This is a genomic window from Tahibacter soli (genome assembly GCF_025717065.2).
In the GTDB taxonomy this organism is placed as follows: domain Bacteria; phylum Pseudomonadota; class Gammaproteobacteria; order Xanthomonadales; family Rhodanobacteraceae; genus Tahibacter; species Tahibacter soli.
This window is the reverse complement of sequence record NZ_JAOVZO020000023.1, coordinates 456865-473236: the sequence shown is the minus strand read 5'-3', so window position 1 is coordinate 473236 and position 16372 is coordinate 456865. Positions and strand designations below refer to the sequence as shown.

General features: G+C 67.9%; 14 protein-coding genes. 6 read left to right on the top strand and 8 right to left on the bottom strand.

Features of this window, described 5'->3' with window-relative positions:
- Positions 1-98: 98 nt before the first annotated feature.
- From OD750_RS27115 to OD750_RS27085, 7 genes are all read right to left on the bottom strand, one after another.
- On the bottom strand, positions 99-1805 hold the full coding sequence (locus OD750_RS27115) for a hypothetical protein (protein WP_263542504.1): 1707 nt from the start codon (positions 1803-1805) through the stop codon (positions 99-101).
- Positions 1806-1815: 10 nt separating this feature from the next.
- Positions 1816-2484 carry a class I SAM-dependent methyltransferase gene (locus tag OD750_RS27110; protein WP_263542505.1) on the bottom strand — a complete coding sequence of 223 codons (669 nt, stop codon included), beginning with the start codon at positions 2482-2484 and terminating at the stop codon, positions 1816-1818.
- Complete coding sequence (gene yidD, locus OD750_RS27105; protein ID WP_263542506.1) at positions 2481-2837, bottom strand: membrane protein insertion efficiency factor YidD; 357 nt, start codon at positions 2835-2837, stop codon at positions 2481-2483. The genes OD750_RS27110 and yidD overlap by 4 nt, the downstream gene beginning before the upstream one ends.
- Positions 2838-2938: 101 nt before the next feature.
- Positions 2939-4804: a hypothetical protein gene (locus OD750_RS27100; protein ID WP_263542507.1), complete on the bottom strand. Its 1866-nt coding sequence runs from the start codon at positions 4802-4804 to the stop codon at positions 2939-2941.
- A gap of 330 nt (positions 4805-5134) precedes the next feature.
- On the bottom strand, positions 5135-6712 hold the full coding sequence (locus OD750_RS27095; RefSeq protein ID WP_263542508.1) for a glycosyltransferase: 1578 nt from the start codon (positions 6710-6712) through the stop codon (positions 5135-5137).
- The gene (locus tag OD750_RS27090; protein ID WP_263542509.1) at positions 6649-9198 is read right to left on the bottom strand and encodes a hypothetical protein; all 2550 of its coding nucleotides are present in this window, start codon (positions 9196-9198) and stop codon (positions 6649-6651) included. Before OD750_RS27090 ends, OD750_RS27095 begins: the two co-directional genes overlap by 64 nt.
- A complete protein-coding gene (locus OD750_RS27085) occupies positions 9195-10145 on the bottom strand; it encodes a UDP-glucuronic acid decarboxylase family protein (RefSeq protein ID WP_263542510.1) in 951 nt (316 codons plus the stop codon). Before OD750_RS27085 ends, OD750_RS27090 begins: the two co-directional genes overlap by 4 nt.
- A 105-nt stretch (positions 10146-10250) precedes the next feature.
- On the opposite strand from OD750_RS27085, the gene OD750_RS27080 reads away from it, so the two are divergent.
- From OD750_RS27080 to OD750_RS27055, 6 genes are all read left to right on the top strand, one after another.
- Positions 10251-12980, top strand: a complete 2730-nt coding sequence (locus OD750_RS27080) for a hypothetical protein (RefSeq protein ID WP_263542511.1) — start codon at positions 10251-10253, stop codon at positions 12978-12980.
- On the top strand, positions 12977-13855 hold the full coding sequence (locus OD750_RS27075; RefSeq protein ID WP_263542512.1) for a UbiA family prenyltransferase: 879 nt from the start codon (positions 12977-12979) through the stop codon (positions 13853-13855). The genes OD750_RS27080 and OD750_RS27075 overlap by 4 nt, the downstream gene beginning before the upstream one ends.
- Positions 13856-13869: 14 nt before the next feature.
- A complete protein-coding gene (locus OD750_RS27070) occupies positions 13870-14589 on the top strand; it encodes a glycosyltransferase family 2 protein (RefSeq protein ID WP_263542513.1) in 720 nt (239 codons plus the stop codon).
- Between the two features lie 33 nt (positions 14590-14622).
- The gene (locus OD750_RS27065; RefSeq protein ID WP_263542440.1) at positions 14623-14910 is read left to right on the top strand and encodes a hypothetical protein; all 288 of its coding nucleotides are present in this window, start codon (positions 14623-14625) and stop codon (positions 14908-14910) included.
- Between the two features lie 73 nt (positions 14911-14983).
- Complete coding sequence (locus OD750_RS27060; protein WP_263542441.1) at positions 14984-15382, top strand: VOC family protein; 399 nt, start codon at positions 14984-14986, stop codon at positions 15380-15382.
- Positions 15379-15825 carry an HD domain-containing protein gene (locus tag OD750_RS27055; protein ID WP_263542442.1) on the top strand — a complete coding sequence of 149 codons (447 nt, stop codon included), beginning with the start codon at positions 15379-15381 and terminating at the stop codon, positions 15823-15825. The genes OD750_RS27060 and OD750_RS27055 overlap by 4 nt, the downstream gene beginning before the upstream one ends.
- 21 nt (positions 15826-15846) lie before the next feature.
- Here the strand turns inward: OD750_RS27055 and OD750_RS27050 are convergent, their stop codons facing one another.
- The gene (locus OD750_RS27050) at positions 15847-16302 is read right to left on the bottom strand and encodes a nuclear transport factor 2 family protein (protein WP_263542443.1); all 456 of its coding nucleotides are present in this window, start codon (positions 16300-16302) and stop codon (positions 15847-15849) included.
- Between the last annotated feature and the right edge of the window lie 70 nt (positions 16303-16372).

Genomic DNA, 16372 nt, shown 5'->3' with positions numbered 1-16372 from the left:
TGCGAGTCGAAGCCGACCACGCAAGCGGAATCGCCGGGGGTTCCAGTCGATCCGCACACGCGTTCTCGCATCGCGCGGCAATCGCCTTCTGACGACGCCTACCGCAGAAACGCGTGCTCGATCCCGAACGTCACCGCATCGGGATCCACATGTGGAACATCTTTCAGGCGCTCGCCGTCTTCGACCCAGCCGGCGCCGGCCAGGGCCGATTCCATGGCGCCGGTCGCCAGCAACGCGACGGCGGGATCGCTCGGAGGCGCGTCGATCAGACAGCGGCACGTCTCCAGAACGCCCAGATACATCGCGCGTTGCCGGTCCGGCGATTCTGCCGCGACACGACGACGGCAGTACTCGACGAAAAACACGAACGGGTTGCGTACGCGCGGATCACGCACGTACAGCGTGAACGGCGTGACCCGATCGCCCGCGCAATCCTCGCCGATGTCCCACAGGTCGTCGCCCCATTGGTTGATGAGGGCGGCGGACAACTGAGCGGACAATCGCTCCGCGGTAACCGGCGTGCCGCAAATCTCCATGGTCGCGATGCGGATGAGCGCGGCCTTGAGCACGCTGTCGGACCACACGGCGTCGATCAGGCCAGCGTCCGTCACGGTCGGCAAGTGTGATAGCCGGCGCTCGGAATCGCGCCTGTGGCTTTCCAGCAGCATCGCCAGCGTTTGCCGTATCGCCGGGAGTCGGGGCGCGGGACACAACGTCAGCACTTCGCGCAGACGCGCGATCGCTTCCAAGGCCAGCGGCGGTGTACCCGGTTCGGCGTCGCCCGCGTCGCCGGAGAACAACCGGGTCAAGCCCGTGACCAGCGCACCGCGCACGTCGGCCGGCGTCGCGGCATCATCCAGAACATTGTCGACGAGGGGATAGGTGGTTCCCCAGCAATACGCGAGCCGCAACGTATCGACGACGAACGTGATCTCGTCGGTATCTGCCGCGGGCCGTGCGGCGATCCTCGACACGACGACACCGAAGAGAATCTTCAACAATTTCGCGATTCCATGATTCAACAAGGAATCGACCGGCAGCAGCTCGCGCAAGGCGTGCAGTCGAGGCGCGAAGTACTCGGCGAGGCGATCCAGCAGCAGCGACCACTGCTCGCCGTCGAGCGTTCTTGCGCTCGGAAACAGGATCAGCAGAAACAACGCCGCGTTGCGGCGTACCGAGCGCGACCGCAGCAGTTCGTCGATCGCGGCGCGCCGGCCGAGGCGGAGCCTGTACGACACCAGGTTGCGAAAACCCGCGTGCAGCAACCACGCCTGCGCGCGGAACAGAAATCGCTGCCGGGTGCGCGCGAACGGCCGATTCGCTCGCTCGCCGTACGTCAGGCAGTCGAGGTAGAGCGCACGGACGTGGCGCAGCGGGTCGAGCCGCAAACGCAAGCGCCGCCCGAACAGCGAAACGCCGACGGAAACGACCGCGCGCCGGCCAACCTGTTGCAGGATCTGTCGCAGCAATAGCGCGTGGTGCGCGAATTCGCCGCCTGCGCCATCCCAGTCGCGACCTTCCTGCAGACTCAGATAGCACAGTACGCTGCGCCGAACCCGCGCCATCGCGAACAGCTCGTACAAGGCGCGTTCGACGGCCGTCCTCGGTCGCAGCAGGCGCTCAAGCGACGACAACCGCAGCGCGTTCAACCTCGGACGCACGTGAGCGAGCGGCACCGGCGCGCCGGCGACCGTGTCGATACGCGCAAACCACGCGAGCGCGATCGCGGAGAGCTCGGCGTAATCGAGGTCGGCCAGCGTGCGGCCGGCCAATGCAGGCGACGGCAATGCGCCGGCGGTCGTCATGCGCGGTCCTTCAGCGGCGACACGCGACGATCACCTGGGTATTGCAACCCGTGCTGCGTGGCGTTTCGCAGGTGACGATCCGCCAGCGCGCATCTGCTTCCAGGCGTCCGGCCAGATCGACCGACCGAGCACCCAGTGCGAGCCATGGATCGATGCGCTGCAGCAGTCGAACGCCGCCGCCGACCATGCGCGCGATCGTGTCGTGCGCGTCGGTAACCGCCAACGCACAAAACAATCCGCCCTCGCCGAGTAGCCGAAATGCGTCGTCCAGCGCGGCGTGGCGCATTTCTTCACTGAGAATTTCCAGGACGAAGCAACAGACGAACCGGTCGAGGGACGCGTCGGGGAACGGCAAGGGCCGGTCGTCGTCCACGACGGTCACGGTCACCCGCGGCTCGTGCGCGAAGCGCCGGCGCAGCGCTGCAGCGAGACGATCGCTGGCTTCGGTCAGCACCAGTTGCTGCAACCGCGGCGGCGAGTCCTTCAGTATCCGCCGCGCGAGCACGCCCCGGCCCGCACCCATGTCGAGAATGCGTCGTGCATCGCGCAGGCGCGCTGCCGCCGCGAGACGCGTATACAGAAACGCATCCATCACATTGGGAATCAGCAACAGTTTGCCGAAGCGATTGAAGTAAGCGCGGATGTCGCCAAGTTCGCCCTCGCGAGGAGGCGATTTCACCAGTCGTGACCCTCGTTGTCGTTCCTGGGATCGCAGCAGTTGATCACTCCGTCGCCGTCTTGGTCGCAACATTGTGCCTCAGCCGCAAACGTGGGGAGGCTGGCTATCGCCTGGCCGATCAGGTCCGAGTCGAATCGCACAAGCGAAGCTTGGCAACGCGCGAACTGCGCATCGATTTCGCCGATCGCCGCTGCGAAAGGCCGCTCGCGAAACGCCTGCAGCGCGACATCCGAGCAACTCGGGCCGCCGGTCACTACGGCATGCGCGCAACGGAAGCCCTTCGCGGGTGAAACCACTGACCGATAGACGTGCATGGCACCTCGCGCCGGCAACGACAGCCAGCGGTCCAGCAAAGGAAATCTGCTGCTGATTCGACCAACTGCGTGGGCCGCCCACTTGACGGGTACGCGCAGTCGTTGCAATGCGGTTCGCCTCCACGAATTCGAGCGCACGTTCACTTCTCCTTCCACAGTTCGAGCTTGCGGCCGAGTAACGGATCGTTCCGGACGTACCAGATCACGCGCTTTTTTTCCGCCGGATCCATTGCGGTGGCAAAGCGCGCATCGAAGAGATCCGGGGGCGAAGAGGCATTGGCGGCTACCGTTCCGCGCCAACGCCATAAGCCATCGGCCGACAACTCGCGGTCGGCGAACTTCAGATCCGACGGCGGATAGTTGTCGTCATGGCGCTGGAACGTCAGCGTCTGCCCGTCGGCTGGGGAAAAAAGCACCAGTTGACGGGCTTCGGAATCGAGCTTGTATCGCAAAGAAACGTCTGGCCTTGTTGCGGAGGTGTCGCGATCGATGCGACCGGTGAGCTGCAAGGCGCCTTCCGGCCCGGTTTGCCAATGTCCGTCAAGGTAGGCGATCGTCTGGCTCGGTTCGAGCCGCACTTGTTGAAACGAACCGTTCGGACCGAACTTGAACATCCGGCGACTATCGGTCGTCAGTATCCACCGGCCGCCTGCCAGCGGATGGTCCGTCAGCTCCTTCAACGCCTGGTCGTGCGACTGCCGCAGTTGCGCAAACTGCGGATCCTTGTAGGCATAACGATCGCGGCGCGGAAACGTGCTGAACGAGTGACGCAGCGCCTGCATCGCCGGTTCGACCTCACCGGCGAGGGCGTAGATGCCGGCCGCGTCGTACAGCCGCGCCGCATGGTCGGCGGAAGTGGGGCCTGTTTGCGCAGCAATCTCGCGCGCTATCTGCGCGGCGGCATCGGCTTGCCCAAGTATCGCCAGCGCGCGTCCGTGCGATACGCGATACGCGTACGGAAATGCGTCGCCATGCGAGTGCTGCGCCGCCGCAGCGTAGCTGTCGAGTGCGCGCCGTGCCGCTGCGCGGTCGATCCCACCCGGACCGTGCAGCGCCTGGAACTCCGACAGATGTCCCGCCAGAAGGTAGTACGGCGCCCGGTAGTGCGTGGCGTAGATCTGCTCGATCCCCCCGCTGCGCACGGGGAACATCTGCGCTGCGCGGACGAACGCGGCGGCGGCGGCGGCCCAGTCTCGCGCGTTGACCTGATCGTAGGCGCGCAACACCTGTCCGAACGGCGAGGGATTCTGTTCGCGCGCTCGGCCGCTCAGCGAATAGTCGGGTACTCGAACCCCCAACCGCTCGCCAAGCAGTGTGCCGAGCGACATCAGATTGCTTTGCCGATCCTCGAACTTCCGCCGATTGCTCTCGACCAGTTCTTTGACATGTGCATCCTTGAGCTGGTCGAGCTTCGCAAATCGCGACGCACGATCAGTCTGATACTCGTATTCGTCGACCGCGGCGCGAATCGCCAGAACGACACCCGCGACCACGGCCGCGGGTGCACCCACTACCGCTCCCACGGCCGCTCCTGCGCTCGCCTCCAGACTGTCGGCCAAGCCGACGTTGTCCATGAAGAAGCCGACTCCGGGCCCCTCGCGATCTGCGTCGACCTTGCCCGCGTCGATGGTGAAATCCGTCGACTTCAAACTGCCGACAAGACTCTTGTAGTCGTCGAGTATCTGCTGCACCACCTCGATCGCGCCGACTACGTTCTGCTCAAGCGTGGCGTCGCGCGCAATGGCTTTGAGATTGTTCAGTCGCGTTTGGGTCGCCGACAGCCAGATCTCCATCAGCTTGTCGCGCGGACCGGCGGCTTTCCAGGTAAGCAGGACGAATTCCAGGTCGTAGAGAATCAGCGCGCTGAGCTCGGTGCGCTCGTCGCTGACCGCCACCGACGGCGATTGGGCCGATGCCCCCATCAACTGCGCCGATGCCGGCAGCGACAACGGCATGCCAAGAATGAACGCGAACAGCGAAAACCGGATGACTGCCGCACTGCGCATCGCCTTCCTCCATCGATCGGTCCCCAGACTTGATAACGAATGGACTTTGCCAATCTGCGACATCGCGGCATTCGGTCATGGGCGACGTTGCCGCGACCGGACATGAGACGCGCAAACGTCGCGCAGGCGAGATCGCCGCGTACGATTGCCGGCACTGTCTCGAAAGGCGAACACCTCTCACCGGAATGTACGAATTTGTGCAGAAAAGCGATATGTCGGGCCGGCCCGCGCATTCGAGCGTGGCGGTCGCGCCACGCCGGGCAGGTCGACGATTCGTCGCCCCGGGGGTCACACGGGCAGAACGCCGGTAACACGAACTACCTCGCCCGATCAACGATGCCGTTGCGAGCGGATCTCCGCGAGCCGCTTCGTCATCGCCGCGACGCTCGCCGCGGCCGACAGCGTGCGGCTCACGCTCGCCTTCGCGTTGTCGCCGACCTGCCGCGCATAGATCGGATCGTCGGCGAGCCGCCGCAGGTACGCGGCGGCCTGGTCGATATCCGGCTCGGCCCAGTGCTGGCCCTCCCAGGCCGGATACTCGCCCTCCTTCACCGGGATCAGCGTGTAGTCGACGAGGCAGCTGTTGTCCGCGTCCATGAACGCGAGGTTGCCGGAATACGCGGTCGCGACCACCGGCTTGCCGAGCAGCATGCATTCGGCCATGCCGAGCCCCAGGCCTTCGGCGCGGTGCAGCGACACGTAGCAGTCGCAGCACGCCTGCAGCGCCCACATGCGGCGGCGGTCGAGATAGCCGTCGCGTATCTCGATGCGATCGTCGCCGGCGGCGGCTTCCATCAGCCCGTGCAACGCATCGGGGAAGCGTTCGCCGTTAGTGGTCTTGATCACGAGCCGTACGTCGCGGCGGCCGTCGTCGAACGCGCGGCGGAACGCGGCGATCGCGCCTTGCGCGTTCTTGCGCACGACGAACGAATTGAAATCGAAGCTGTAGAGGCAGAGGAACACGCCCTCGGCCAGGCCGAACTCGCCGCGCGACCAGCGCTCGGGCAGTTGCGCGTCCAGCGCGATCGGCACGAGGTGCACGGGCTTGTCGGTGCACGCGGCGATCGCGTCGCGCACGAACGGCGACGCCGCCCAGATTTCGTCGACGGTGTCGAGCGCGCCGTGCCACTGCGCGGGAAACTTTTCGAGTTCCCAGAACCAGCAGCCGATGTTGTAGCGCCCGGCGAAGACCGCATCGCCGAGTTGCCGTCGCGCGATCGGCATCATGTCCGCGTTGATGCAGAACAGATTCACGTCGTAACGGCAGTCGGCCGACAGGAAGCGCTGCATGCTGCGATCGCCCAGGCGGCTCGCGCTGCCGGTGTCGAAGTTGCGCACGACGAACGGCACGCCGCCACCGCGCAGCGCATGCGCGAACCGGCGCAGCACCTCGGCGACGCCGAACTCGCCGTGCGCGTAGCCCACGAGGTTGATGCCCGCCCCGCCGTGCGGACTCGACGCCGGAATCGCCTCGGGTCTGCCGGCGATGCGTTCGAGCCGGCGGCGAACGCGCGTTCGCGTCGCCTCCGGCACCCACGCGTAGACGCGCAGCGCCAGGCGAAACCGGCAGCTCCAGTTGATGGCATCGAGGCACAGGGCGGCCGCGCGACGCACCGGTCCCGCCGCCGAACCCCATTGTTCTTCGGCGGCGTCCCGCGCGTCGTAGGCGCTGAGCGCCGTCAACGCGCCGCGCGCGGGTTCCAGATGCCGCTCCGGAACGCCCATCTCGCGCTGCGCAGCGCGGGCGAACCAGCGGATGAATCCGCGCCGGCCTTCCGGCCGCCCGAGGTCGAACGCCTTTTGAAGATCGGCGCGAGTTTTCCACGTCGCGTACATCACGCGCGTCATCGGCGCGTCGTCGCGCGCGGACACCTCGTCGCACGGCAGGTCGTACAGCTGCCGGTCCATCGAGAACGGGTCGCGCTGCGGCTGCGCCGCCCCTTGTCGAAGTAGCGCCGGTAGACGGCGCGCACGGGGTCGCAGATCGGCTCGCCGTCGGCGAACCGGCCGAACGCGTAGGGCTTGGTGCGGTGTTCGGCATGGCCGTTCGCGGCCAGGCGGTCGAGATACTCCGCGTACAGCTCTCGCAGCTTGCCGATCGTCGCCCGGGTATGGCGATTCTGGTGCTTGGAGAACTGCGCCGGGCGATCGAGATCGACGCCGCTGAAATGGACGAACGCGATCCGCCGCTTTCCGGCGTACCAGTGCGCCCCTTGCCGCGACACGGGACGTTGCGACAGATTCCAGTAGGCGACGTTGTACCCTTCGTCGCGCAGCACGAGCACGTCCGGAAACAGGCCCGGCACGAGGTCGACCCACTTCTGGTCGGTGAACAGGCCCGCGGCGACGTCGCTGAGCGCGCCGAATTCGAGGCGATCGGCCCACCAGGCGATCAGACGATCGGCGTCTTCGTGCGCGCCGATCGCGACGAAGCCGCAGTTGTACGTGCCGCTCGCGAGGATCTCGCGCTCGCCGGGCTGCAGATCGTCGTCGACGGGCGCGAGCAGATGCGGCGTCAGCACCGCGAGCGCGCCGTCCGCGAGCGCGGCTTCGACCTCGGTCAGCGGTTCGACCACGAAGATGTCGGGATCGAGGTAGACGATGCCGTCGCCGGGATGCCGCCGACGCAGTTCGGCGAACGCATACGGCTTGATCGCCGTATTGAATTCCATGATGGTGTAGCGAAACGCGAACGCGTCGAAATCCGGCAGCGCGAGCGCTTCGGCGGCAATCGTCGCGAAAGGGGCATCGGCGAGCGCGGCGTCGTCTTCGCCGCGGTCGGCGAGAATCAGGTATCGCGGCGCATCGGGATACTGCGCCGCGACCGACTGCATCAGCGTCGTGGCGTAGGCGAGATAGTTGCGCGACGCGATCGTGAAGAACACCGGCAGGCCGGTGCGCGCGATCAGCGCCGATCGCCGTTCGCGCGTCGCCTCGTCGCGCGCCTGTTCGAGCGTCTGCGCGTAGGCCAGCGCTTCGTCGCGGCTGCGTTTGAGCGATTGCGCGTATTCGGCGGCCTGATCGCGGTCGCGCGCCAGCGCCTGCGCGTAGTCGGCGGCATTGCGGTGCTCGCGCGTGAGGAGATCGACGGTGTCGCCCATCCGCCGGACGTGGTCGGCGGCTTCCGCGATGCGCGCGTCGCGCGCGTCGATCTCGGCGGCGAACCGCGCGTGCATGTCCGCGCTTTCCTGCGCTCGCGTCGCCGCGTCTTCGACGGCGCGGTCGCGGTCGTGCTCCAGCGTTTTCGCGTAGTCGATCGCGCTGTCGCGTTCGCGCTCGAGCGTCTTGGCATAGTCGACCGCATTGTCGCGTTCGCGCTCGAGGACGCGGGCCTGGTCGAGCGCGTCGTCGCGTTCGCGCTCCAGCGATGCGACCGTCGTTTCGAGTCGCCGGGCGTGCTCGGTCGCCTCCGCGATACGCGCATCGCGCGCCTCGATTTCGGCGGCGAACCGGCCGTGCATGGCCGCGCGTTCGGCGTCGTGCGCCTGAGCGGCGGCGTCGGCGCGATCGCGCAGGTCGCCGAAGACGCGTTCGCGCGCGACGATGTGCGGGCCGAGCAGGCTTTCGGCCGCGGCCAGGGTCTGCGCCGCGGCATCGAATGCAGGGAACGTCGCGTCCGGCACCTCGACCGCCTGCGTCAGGGCTGCGTAGACGTTGCGGCTGATCCCCGCGCCGCTCGCGAGATCGTCCGTCGCCGGTTCGCGCGTGCCGTCGAGGAAGTCGTCGATCGCTGCGTCGGCATGCTGCCAGTTCGGCCAGTCGATGCGCAGCTGCCGGCCCATGCGCGAAAATTCCGCGCGCCAGTCGGCGAGCACCGCGTCGAACGCGACGAACGCGCGGGTCTCGCCGCGCGTGAATTTTTCCGCCGCGAGCACGTAGCGCAGCCACACGGCGACACCCTGCGCATGCGGCAGCGCGTTGCCGCTGCCGAGTCGGCGCTCGCGCGATTCCAGCGACGCCGCGACCGCATCGGGGTGCCGGAACGGCAGCACGAATCGCGCCGCGATCGACGCGCGTCGCAGCGCCTGCGACCACAGCGGCAAAAACAGCGCGATGCGCGGGTCTTTCAGTACGAACAGCGTCGACGTCGGGTATTCGCCGGCCAGAAGTTCGCCGATGCGATCGACCCACGGCCGCGCGTCGGCGCCGCCGAACCACCCGGCCGGAAAATTCACCGGCGAATACAGATCGGAGCCGATCTCGTCGAGCAGACGGTTGTGCAGATCCTGCACCGCGCGCGATTCCCAATGACCGCGCTCGTTGCCGATGTCGGCGGGAATCAGGTCGTGCGCGAGATCGGCGCCCAGCAGGTTGGCGATGCGCGTCGTCGCCGACGTGCCGCTGCGATGCATGCCCGCGACGATGATCGCCGTTCGTTGCGCGCGCGCCGTCATGCGGCGAGGTGCGCGCGAAAATAGGCGATCGTTTTCATGAGCCCTTCGTCGAGCGGCACCTTGGGTTCCCAGCCCAGCGCGCGCCGGGCGAGATCGATGTCCGGCCGGCGCACTTTCGGATCGTCCGGCGGCAGCGGGTGATGGACGATCCGCGACCGGCTGCCGCTCGCCCGCAGCACGTGTTCGGCGAGCTCGCGCATGCTCAGTTCGGCGGGGTTGCCGACGTTGACCGGGCCGGTGAACGCGGCCGGCGATTCCATCGCGGCCAGCAGTGCCTCGACCAGATCGTCGACGTAGCAGAACGAGCGCGTCTGACTGCCGTCGCCGTACAGCGTGACGTCGTCGCCGCGCAGCGCCTGCACGATGAAATTGCTGACGACGCGGCCGTCGTCGACGTACATGCGCGGACCGTAGGTATTGAAGATCCGCACGACTTTCGTCTCGAGACCGTATTGCCGGCGATAGTCGAAAAACAGCGTTTCGGCGCAGCGCTTGCCTTCGTTGTAGCAGCTGCGCGGACCGATCGGGTTCACCCTGCCCCAATAGCTTTCGGGCTGCGGATGCACTTCCGGGTCGCCGTAGACCTCGCTCGTCGACGCCTGCAGGATGCGCGCGCGCCGGCGCTGCGCGAGCGCGAGCATGTTCATCGCGCCGTGCACGCAGGTTCGTATCGTGCGCACCGGATCGTGCTGGTAGTGTACCGGCGACGCCGGACAGGCGAGATTGAAGATGCGGTCGACGTCGACGTCGAGCGGCACCGTCACGTCGTGATCGAGCAGTTCGAAGCGCGGATGGCCGACGAGCGATGCGATGTTGTCGCGCGTACCGGTGTGGAAATTGTCGACGCACAGCACGTCGTCGCCGCGCCGGATCAGCGCATCGCACAAGTGGGACCCGAGAAAACCGGCACCGCCCGTCACCAGTGTTCTGCGCCCGCTCGCCCGCATCTAGTGTGCCAACCCGTAAATCTTCGAAATGAAGCAAGCAACATACCAAGGCCACCGGACGCTGTCGATCCGCTAAGCTTGCGCGCCCATGCGCCCTCACCTCCCATGACCGCCGCCGTGCGACATCGCCTGCGATCTCTCGTCGCGCCGCTGATCCTGTTTTTCGCGTGCCTCGCGGTCTACAACGCGAACCTGCGGCAGATCGGCGCCGGGGATACCGTCCCCGCCCGCTATCTGCCGCTGATGCTCTGGCACGACGGCACGCTCGAGGCCGGCAAGCAGGCGCGTCTGTACGCGCACGGTCATCCGACGGCGCTGCCGAGATATCGCCCGGCGAACGACGACGGCAAGGTCGTCTGGTTCGAACCGACGGCCTATTGGCTGATCCGCACGCGCGAGCACGAACTCGCTTCGTTCTATCCGGTGGTGACGCCGCTCCTCGTCGCGCCGCTGTACGCGCCCGCGGCCTCGTGGCTCGACGCGCGCGGCTGGGAGCAGCCGCACGTCGACCGCGTGGCCGAGTGGATGGAAAAGCTCGCGGCATCGATCCTCGCCGCGCTCGCCGGCGTGATCGTCTTCCTGCTGCTGCGCCGCGAGGGCAACCGGTGGGCCATGCCGCTCGCGGTCGCGTTCGCCTTCGGCACGAACACCTGGATGATTTCGAGCCAGGCGCTGTGGCAGCACGGCACCGGCGAGCTGCTGATCGCGCTGGCGCTGCTGCTCGTCGCCGGTCCCGCGCGGGCCGTGCGACTCGCGCTGCTCGGCGCCGTCTGCGTGCTGATGACGGCCAACCGCCCGCCGGACGCGCTGGTGGCCGCGGCGATCGGCGCCGTCGTCGTGTGGCGCGACTGGCGCAGCACGCCGTGGCTGATCGCCGGCGCCGTCGTCCCGATCGCGGCGCTGCTCCGCTACAACGTCGGCTTCATGGGCCATCTCGCCGGCGGCTACGGCGTGGTGAAGCCGCCGGTCAATTTTTTCCAGGGCGACTGGTCGGGACTCGCCGGGTTGCTGGTCAGTCCGGCGCGCGGGCTGCTCGTCTTTTCGCCGTTTCTCGCGTTCGTCGTCGTGGGGTGGATCCGGCGCCTGCGCTCGCCCGACACGCGGGCGCTCGCCGTGGCGCTCGGTCTCGCCGTGATCGGCCAACTGCTGCTCTACGCGCAGGGCGACTGGCGCGCCGGCACGTCGTGGGGGCCGCGCTGGCTGACCGATATCCTGCCGATCCTCGTGTGGATGCTGGCGCCAGCGCCGCTCGTGCTGCGTCCCGCGGCGCGCGGCGTCTTCGTCGCGGCGATCGCCGCATCGATCGGCGTGCAGGCGATCGGCGCGTTCTGGTACACGAAGACGAGCGACGAGGCGATTTTCGCGGGCGATCCCGCCTCGATGCGCGGCGCCTGGCAGTGGGGAAACCTCCCGTTCGTCGCCGAGCTGCGTCATCCGCCTGCGCCGGGCGAGCTGCTGTGCGACGCGATGGGCACGATCGACCGGATCGGCGATGCGCGATTGCCCGCGGCGGAAGCCCCCTTGCTCGAACCCGGCGCCGTGCTCGAAGGGTGGGCGCTCGCCTGCGCGCGTTCGCCGGCGCAGCTGCTGCTGCTCGTCAACGGCGTCGTCGTCGGCGCGACGACGCAGTTCCTGCCGCGCGCGGACGTCGACGCGGCCATGCGCACCAGCGCGCCGTCGGGCTGGCGCATCGCGGCGAACCTGTGGGGCGTCGCGCCGGGCGAGCAGGTGTTGCAGCTCGCGGTGCGCGTCGAACCACGCAGCGATTTCCGCATCGTGCGCGAGCAGCGCGTGATCGTGCGCGCGCAACCGCCCGCGACAGCCGCCGCGGAACCGCCGCAGCCGTTGCCGGCGGCAGCGCGCGATGCGATGGCCGCGCGCGCGACGGCGCTCTTGCGCGAACACCAGACCGAATACGGCGCCTGGCTCACCGCGCATACGAAGGCACCGCGCTACGAAGCGCCGCAGCCGGAACTCAATACGTTTCTGACGGCGACGCTGGTCGATCTCCTCTCCCCGCTCGCGCGCCGGCAGGACCTCGACGCCGCGCTGGAACGCGCACGCGCGCACCTCGCCGCGCAGATCGAAAGCGACGGTCTCGTGCGCTATCACGGACTGCCGGACGGTCCGGCGATCGGCACGCTCGGCTGCGCGATCACGCCCGATGCCGACGACACGGCCCTCGCGTGGCGCATCGCGGGCCCCGGCGCGGCCGATCCGCGGCGGCAACCGATGCTCGACGTGCTCGCTCGCTATCGCGACGCGCGCGGCTTCTACCGCACGTGGCTCGCGCAGCGCAAAGACTATCGCTGCCTCGATCCCGGCAGCGATCCGAACCCGACCGACATCGCGATCCAGCTGCACGTGTACCTGATGCTGCGCGAGCGCGACCCGCCGTCGGGCGAGACGCTGTGCGGCGCGCTGCGGCGCGCGTTTCGCGACGAAGACATCTGGGTGTACTACGCAAAGTCTGCACTTCTCCCCTATCTGCGCGTGGCCGAACTCGCGCAGCGCGGCTGCGCGCTGCCGCTGCCGGTCGAGCGGCTCGCGCTGCCCGTCGCGGGACAGGCGATCTGGAGCGAGGCCGTGCACGCGCTCGTCGAGATCGCGGCGTCGCCCGGGAACGTCGAGGCGCGGCAGACGGCGCGCCGCGTGCTCGCGCAGCTCGGCGCCGACGATTTCGCGTTGCTGCGCGCGGCGCCGCCGCTGCTGTACCACAACGATCTGAGCGCCACGGTGCGCCGGTATTACTGGTCGGAGGACGTCGGCTACGCGCTGTGGCTGCGGCTCCACGAAGCCGCCGGCGTCGACGCCGCACCGCCATCCGCGCCATGAACACGGCGACGATCCGGCAATATGGGCGCATCGCCCGGCATTTCGCGTCGACGCGGGCGGTGGAAGTGCTCGCGCTGCAGGCATCGCCGGCCCTCGGCGTCTTCCTCGGCGGATGGCGCCTGGAACGCGACGGCCTCGTCGCGCCCGCCCTGCTGGCCTTCGGCAGCTGCGCGCTGACGGCGCATATCTTCGTCTTCAACGACTGGGCCGGCCACGCCGGCGACCTGCGCGATCCGCTGCGCGCGCCGCACGTCTTCAGCGGCCGGGGCATCAGCCGGCGCGAGGTCGCGGGAGCCGCGTTGCTGCTGCTCGTCCTCGCGTTCGTCGCGTTCGCGGCCGTCGGCGTGCCGGCGCTGCTGTTCGGCACCGCGATCGCCGCGCTCGGTTTTCTGTACTCGGCCTCGCCGGTGCTCGGCAAGAACACGCCGGTCGCGTCGTCGCTCAATCATCTCGTCGGCGGCACGCTGCACTTCCTGCTCGGCTACACGCTCGCTCACGCGCTCGACGCGCGCGGCGTCGGCATCGGCCTGTTCTTCGGCCTCGTCTTCGCCGCGGGCCATCTCAACCAGGAAGTGCGCGACTACGACGGCGACCGGGTCAACGGCATACGCACGAACGCCGTCGCGTTCGGCCGCAGGACTGCGTTCGTCGCGAGCCTCGTCACGTTCACGGCCGCCTATGCGATGCTCGCCGCATTGGCCGCGGCCGGCGTTCTGCCCCGGCTGCTGCTGTGGAGCCCTCTCGCCTGGCTCGTGCACCTCGCGTGGTCCGTGCAGGCGCTGCGGCGCGGCCTCGATTTCGCGACCGCGGAGTGGATGCAGCGGCGCTATCGATGGCTGTTCGCGCTGGTCGGACTCGTGATGCTTACCGGATGAATACCGATGCCCGGATGCCGATAAAACTGTCGGTCGTGATTCCCTGCTACAACGAGGCGCGCACGATCCGCGCCCTCGTTGACGCGGTGCGCGCATCGCCGTACGCGACCCGGGAAATCATCGTCGTCGACGACTGCTCGCGCGACGGCACGCGCGCGATCCTCGAAACGGAAATCGCGCCGCTCGTGCAGCAGGTGCTCTATCACGACGTCAACCGCGGCAAGGGCGCGGCGCTGCGCACCGGCATCCGCGCGGCGACCGGCGACATCGTGATCGTCCAGGACGCCGATCTCGAATACGATCCGAACGACTATCCGCGGCTGGTGGAACCGATCGTCGCGGACCGCGCCGACGTCGTGTTCGGTTCGCGCTTGCGCGACGGCCGACCGCCCGGCATGCGCCTTGCGCACTGGATCGGCAACCGGGTGCTCACGCGGCTGTCGAACGCGTTCACCGGCCTGCGGCTGACGGATATGGAAACCTGCTACAAAGTATTCCGCCGCGAGATCGTCCAGGGCATCCGGATCGAGGAAGACCGTTTCGGCTTCGAACCGGAGGTCACCGCGAAGATCGCGCGAACCGGCTGCCGCATCGAAGAAGTCGCGATCGCGTACCGCGGCCGCAGCCATGCCGAAGGCAAGAAGATCGGCTGGAGGGACGGCGTGCGCGCGCTGTGGTGCATCGTGCGCTACGGTCCGTCGTTGCGCGAACGGCGGCGCGCGCGAATCGGTTAAAGTGGAAGAATCCCCATCGATCCGGAATCGCACATGTCGTTCATTGATTGGTCCGACCCCGAGGCCTTGTTCTCGCTGCTCGTGGAATACGTCGAGGACGAACGCGCGGACAGCCGCGACGATGCGCGACGGCGGTTTCTCGACAAGCTCGTCGCGCAGCTGTCGGATCTGGAAACGCAGCTGCACCGCCTGTCGGACGAAGAACGTTCGAATGCGCTCAGAGAAATGGCGGCGGCCGTCGACGCCGAATTCGAAGACGATCCGGTCGTCAGTCATCTGTCCGACTGCGCGGACGAACTCGAACGCGCTACCGGGTCGTGATCGCGGCCGCGGACGTTCACAACGAGACAACGCAAACACTCCTCGCGCCTGACCGTACGAGACCGCGACGCCGATGAACACCTCCCTGCGCTGCCTGGAAATCAAGGCCTTCGTCCCCGCCCGCGACTTCGAACGCTCGCTCGCGTTCTATCGCGACCTCGGCTTCACCGCCGAGGTGATGTCCGACGACATGGCATACCTCTACGTCGGTCGTTGCAGCTTTCTGCTGCAGCGTTTCTACGTGCGCGAGCACGCCGAGAATTTCATGATGCACCTGATGGTCGAGAACGCCGACGCGTGGTGGGGCCGCGTCGTCGAGCAGGATCTCGCCGCGCGCTACGGCGTGCACGCGCAGCCGCCGGAGGACCGTCCGTGGGGACTGCGCGACTTCACGCTCGGCGATCCGACCGGCGTGCTCTGGCGCGTCGCGCACGAGATCGTTCCCGGCAACGCCGACGCGAGCGCGCCGTGAGCACGCTCGAGCGCGCGATCGAAATCGCCGCGCGCGCCCACGCCGGACAGACCGACAAGGCCGGCGCGCCGTACATCCTGCATCCGCTGCGCCTGATGCTCGCGCAGCGCGGCACGCACGAACGCATGGCCGCCGTGCTGCACGACGTGGTCGAAGATACGTCGCTGACGTTCGACGATCTCGCGCGCGAAGGCTTTCCGGCCGAGGTGATCGCCGCGGTGCGCGCACTGACCAAGCTGCCCGGCGAAGACCGCATCGCCGCGGCGCACCGCGCCGCGGCCGATCCGGTCGCGCGCGCGGTCAAGCTCGCCGACGTCGCCGACAACATGGACCTCTCGCGCATCGCCGCGCCGACGGACAAGGACCGCGCGCGGCTGCAGCAGTACGCGCAGGTGAAGGCCATCCTGCTCGCGGCGCAGGAGGCGGATCGGGGTCCGACGTAATCGTCCGGTCCATCGCTCCGATCACTTCACCTTCGCGCCCATGCTGCGCACGACGACCCAGCGACCGTCGCGCTTGTTCAAAATGTCCGCATAGACGAGTTCGATATAAGTTTCCTTTCCGTCAATGATCCTTTTTTCGGCGACGTTGCCTTGCGCGATGGCGACATCGCCGAAGACCTGGACGTCGATGGGCCGCAGTTCGAACCACGTGAGCCGCTTCTTGCCGGTCCTGATGTCGCTCAGCAGCGCCTCTTTCGTGAAGACCTTGCCGGACAATCCGATCGTCACCCAGTCGTCGCCGAAGATCCGGTCGACCTTGTCGACATCGAGCGCGACCATCGCATCGCCCATGTCCTGCCCGACCTGCCTGACGGCGGCGACGGCGGACGCGTCCCCGAACGCCCCCCGCGAGGCGTCGGCCCAGGCCGAAGCGGCGAATGCGGAAGCCAATAGAACCGAAGCGATCAGTCGTTTCATCTGCGGTGTCTCCTCGTCGATGGGGCGAAGCCAGCGTAGGCGTCGCGCTCGCCCGGAACCAGACCGCTCG

Coding starts and splice junctions, on each gene's coding strand:
- OD750_RS27080 (WP_263542511.1), top strand. CDS start 10,251: ATGACCGCCGCCGTGCGACATCGCCTGCGATCTCTCGTCGCGCCGCTG.
- OD750_RS27115 (WP_263542504.1), bottom strand. CDS start 1,805: ATGACGACCGCCGGCGCATTGCCGTCGCCTGCATTGGCCGGCCGCACG.
- OD750_RS27070 (WP_263542513.1), top strand. CDS start 13,870: ATGCCGATAAAACTGTCGGTCGTGATTCCCTGCTACAACGAGGCGCGC.
- OD750_RS27100 (WP_263542507.1), bottom strand. CDS start 4,804: ATGCGCAGTGCGGCAGTCATCCGGTTTTCGCTGTTCGCGTTCATTCTT.
- OD750_RS27095 (WP_263542508.1), bottom strand. CDS start 6,712: ATGGACCGGCAGCTGTACGACCTGCCGTGCGACGAGGTGTCCGCGCGC.
- OD750_RS27065 (WP_263542440.1), top strand. CDS start 14,623: ATGTCGTTCATTGATTGGTCCGACCCCGAGGCCTTGTTCTCGCTGCTC.
- OD750_RS27090 (WP_263542509.1), bottom strand. CDS start 9,198: ATGACGGCGCGCGCGCAACGAACGGCGATCATCGTCGCGGGCATGCAT.
- OD750_RS27085 (WP_263542510.1), bottom strand. CDS start 10,145: ATGCGGGCGAGCGGGCGCAGAACACTGGTGACGGGCGGTGCCGGTTTT.
- OD750_RS27075 (WP_263542512.1), top strand. CDS start 12,977: ATGAACACGGCGACGATCCGGCAATATGGGCGCATCGCCCGGCATTTC.
- OD750_RS27060 (WP_263542441.1), top strand. CDS start 14,984: ATGAACACCTCCCTGCGCTGCCTGGAAATCAAGGCCTTCGTCCCCGCC.
- OD750_RS27050 (WP_263542443.1), bottom strand. CDS start 16,302: ATGAAACGACTGATCGCTTCGGTTCTATTGGCTTCCGCATTCGCCGCT.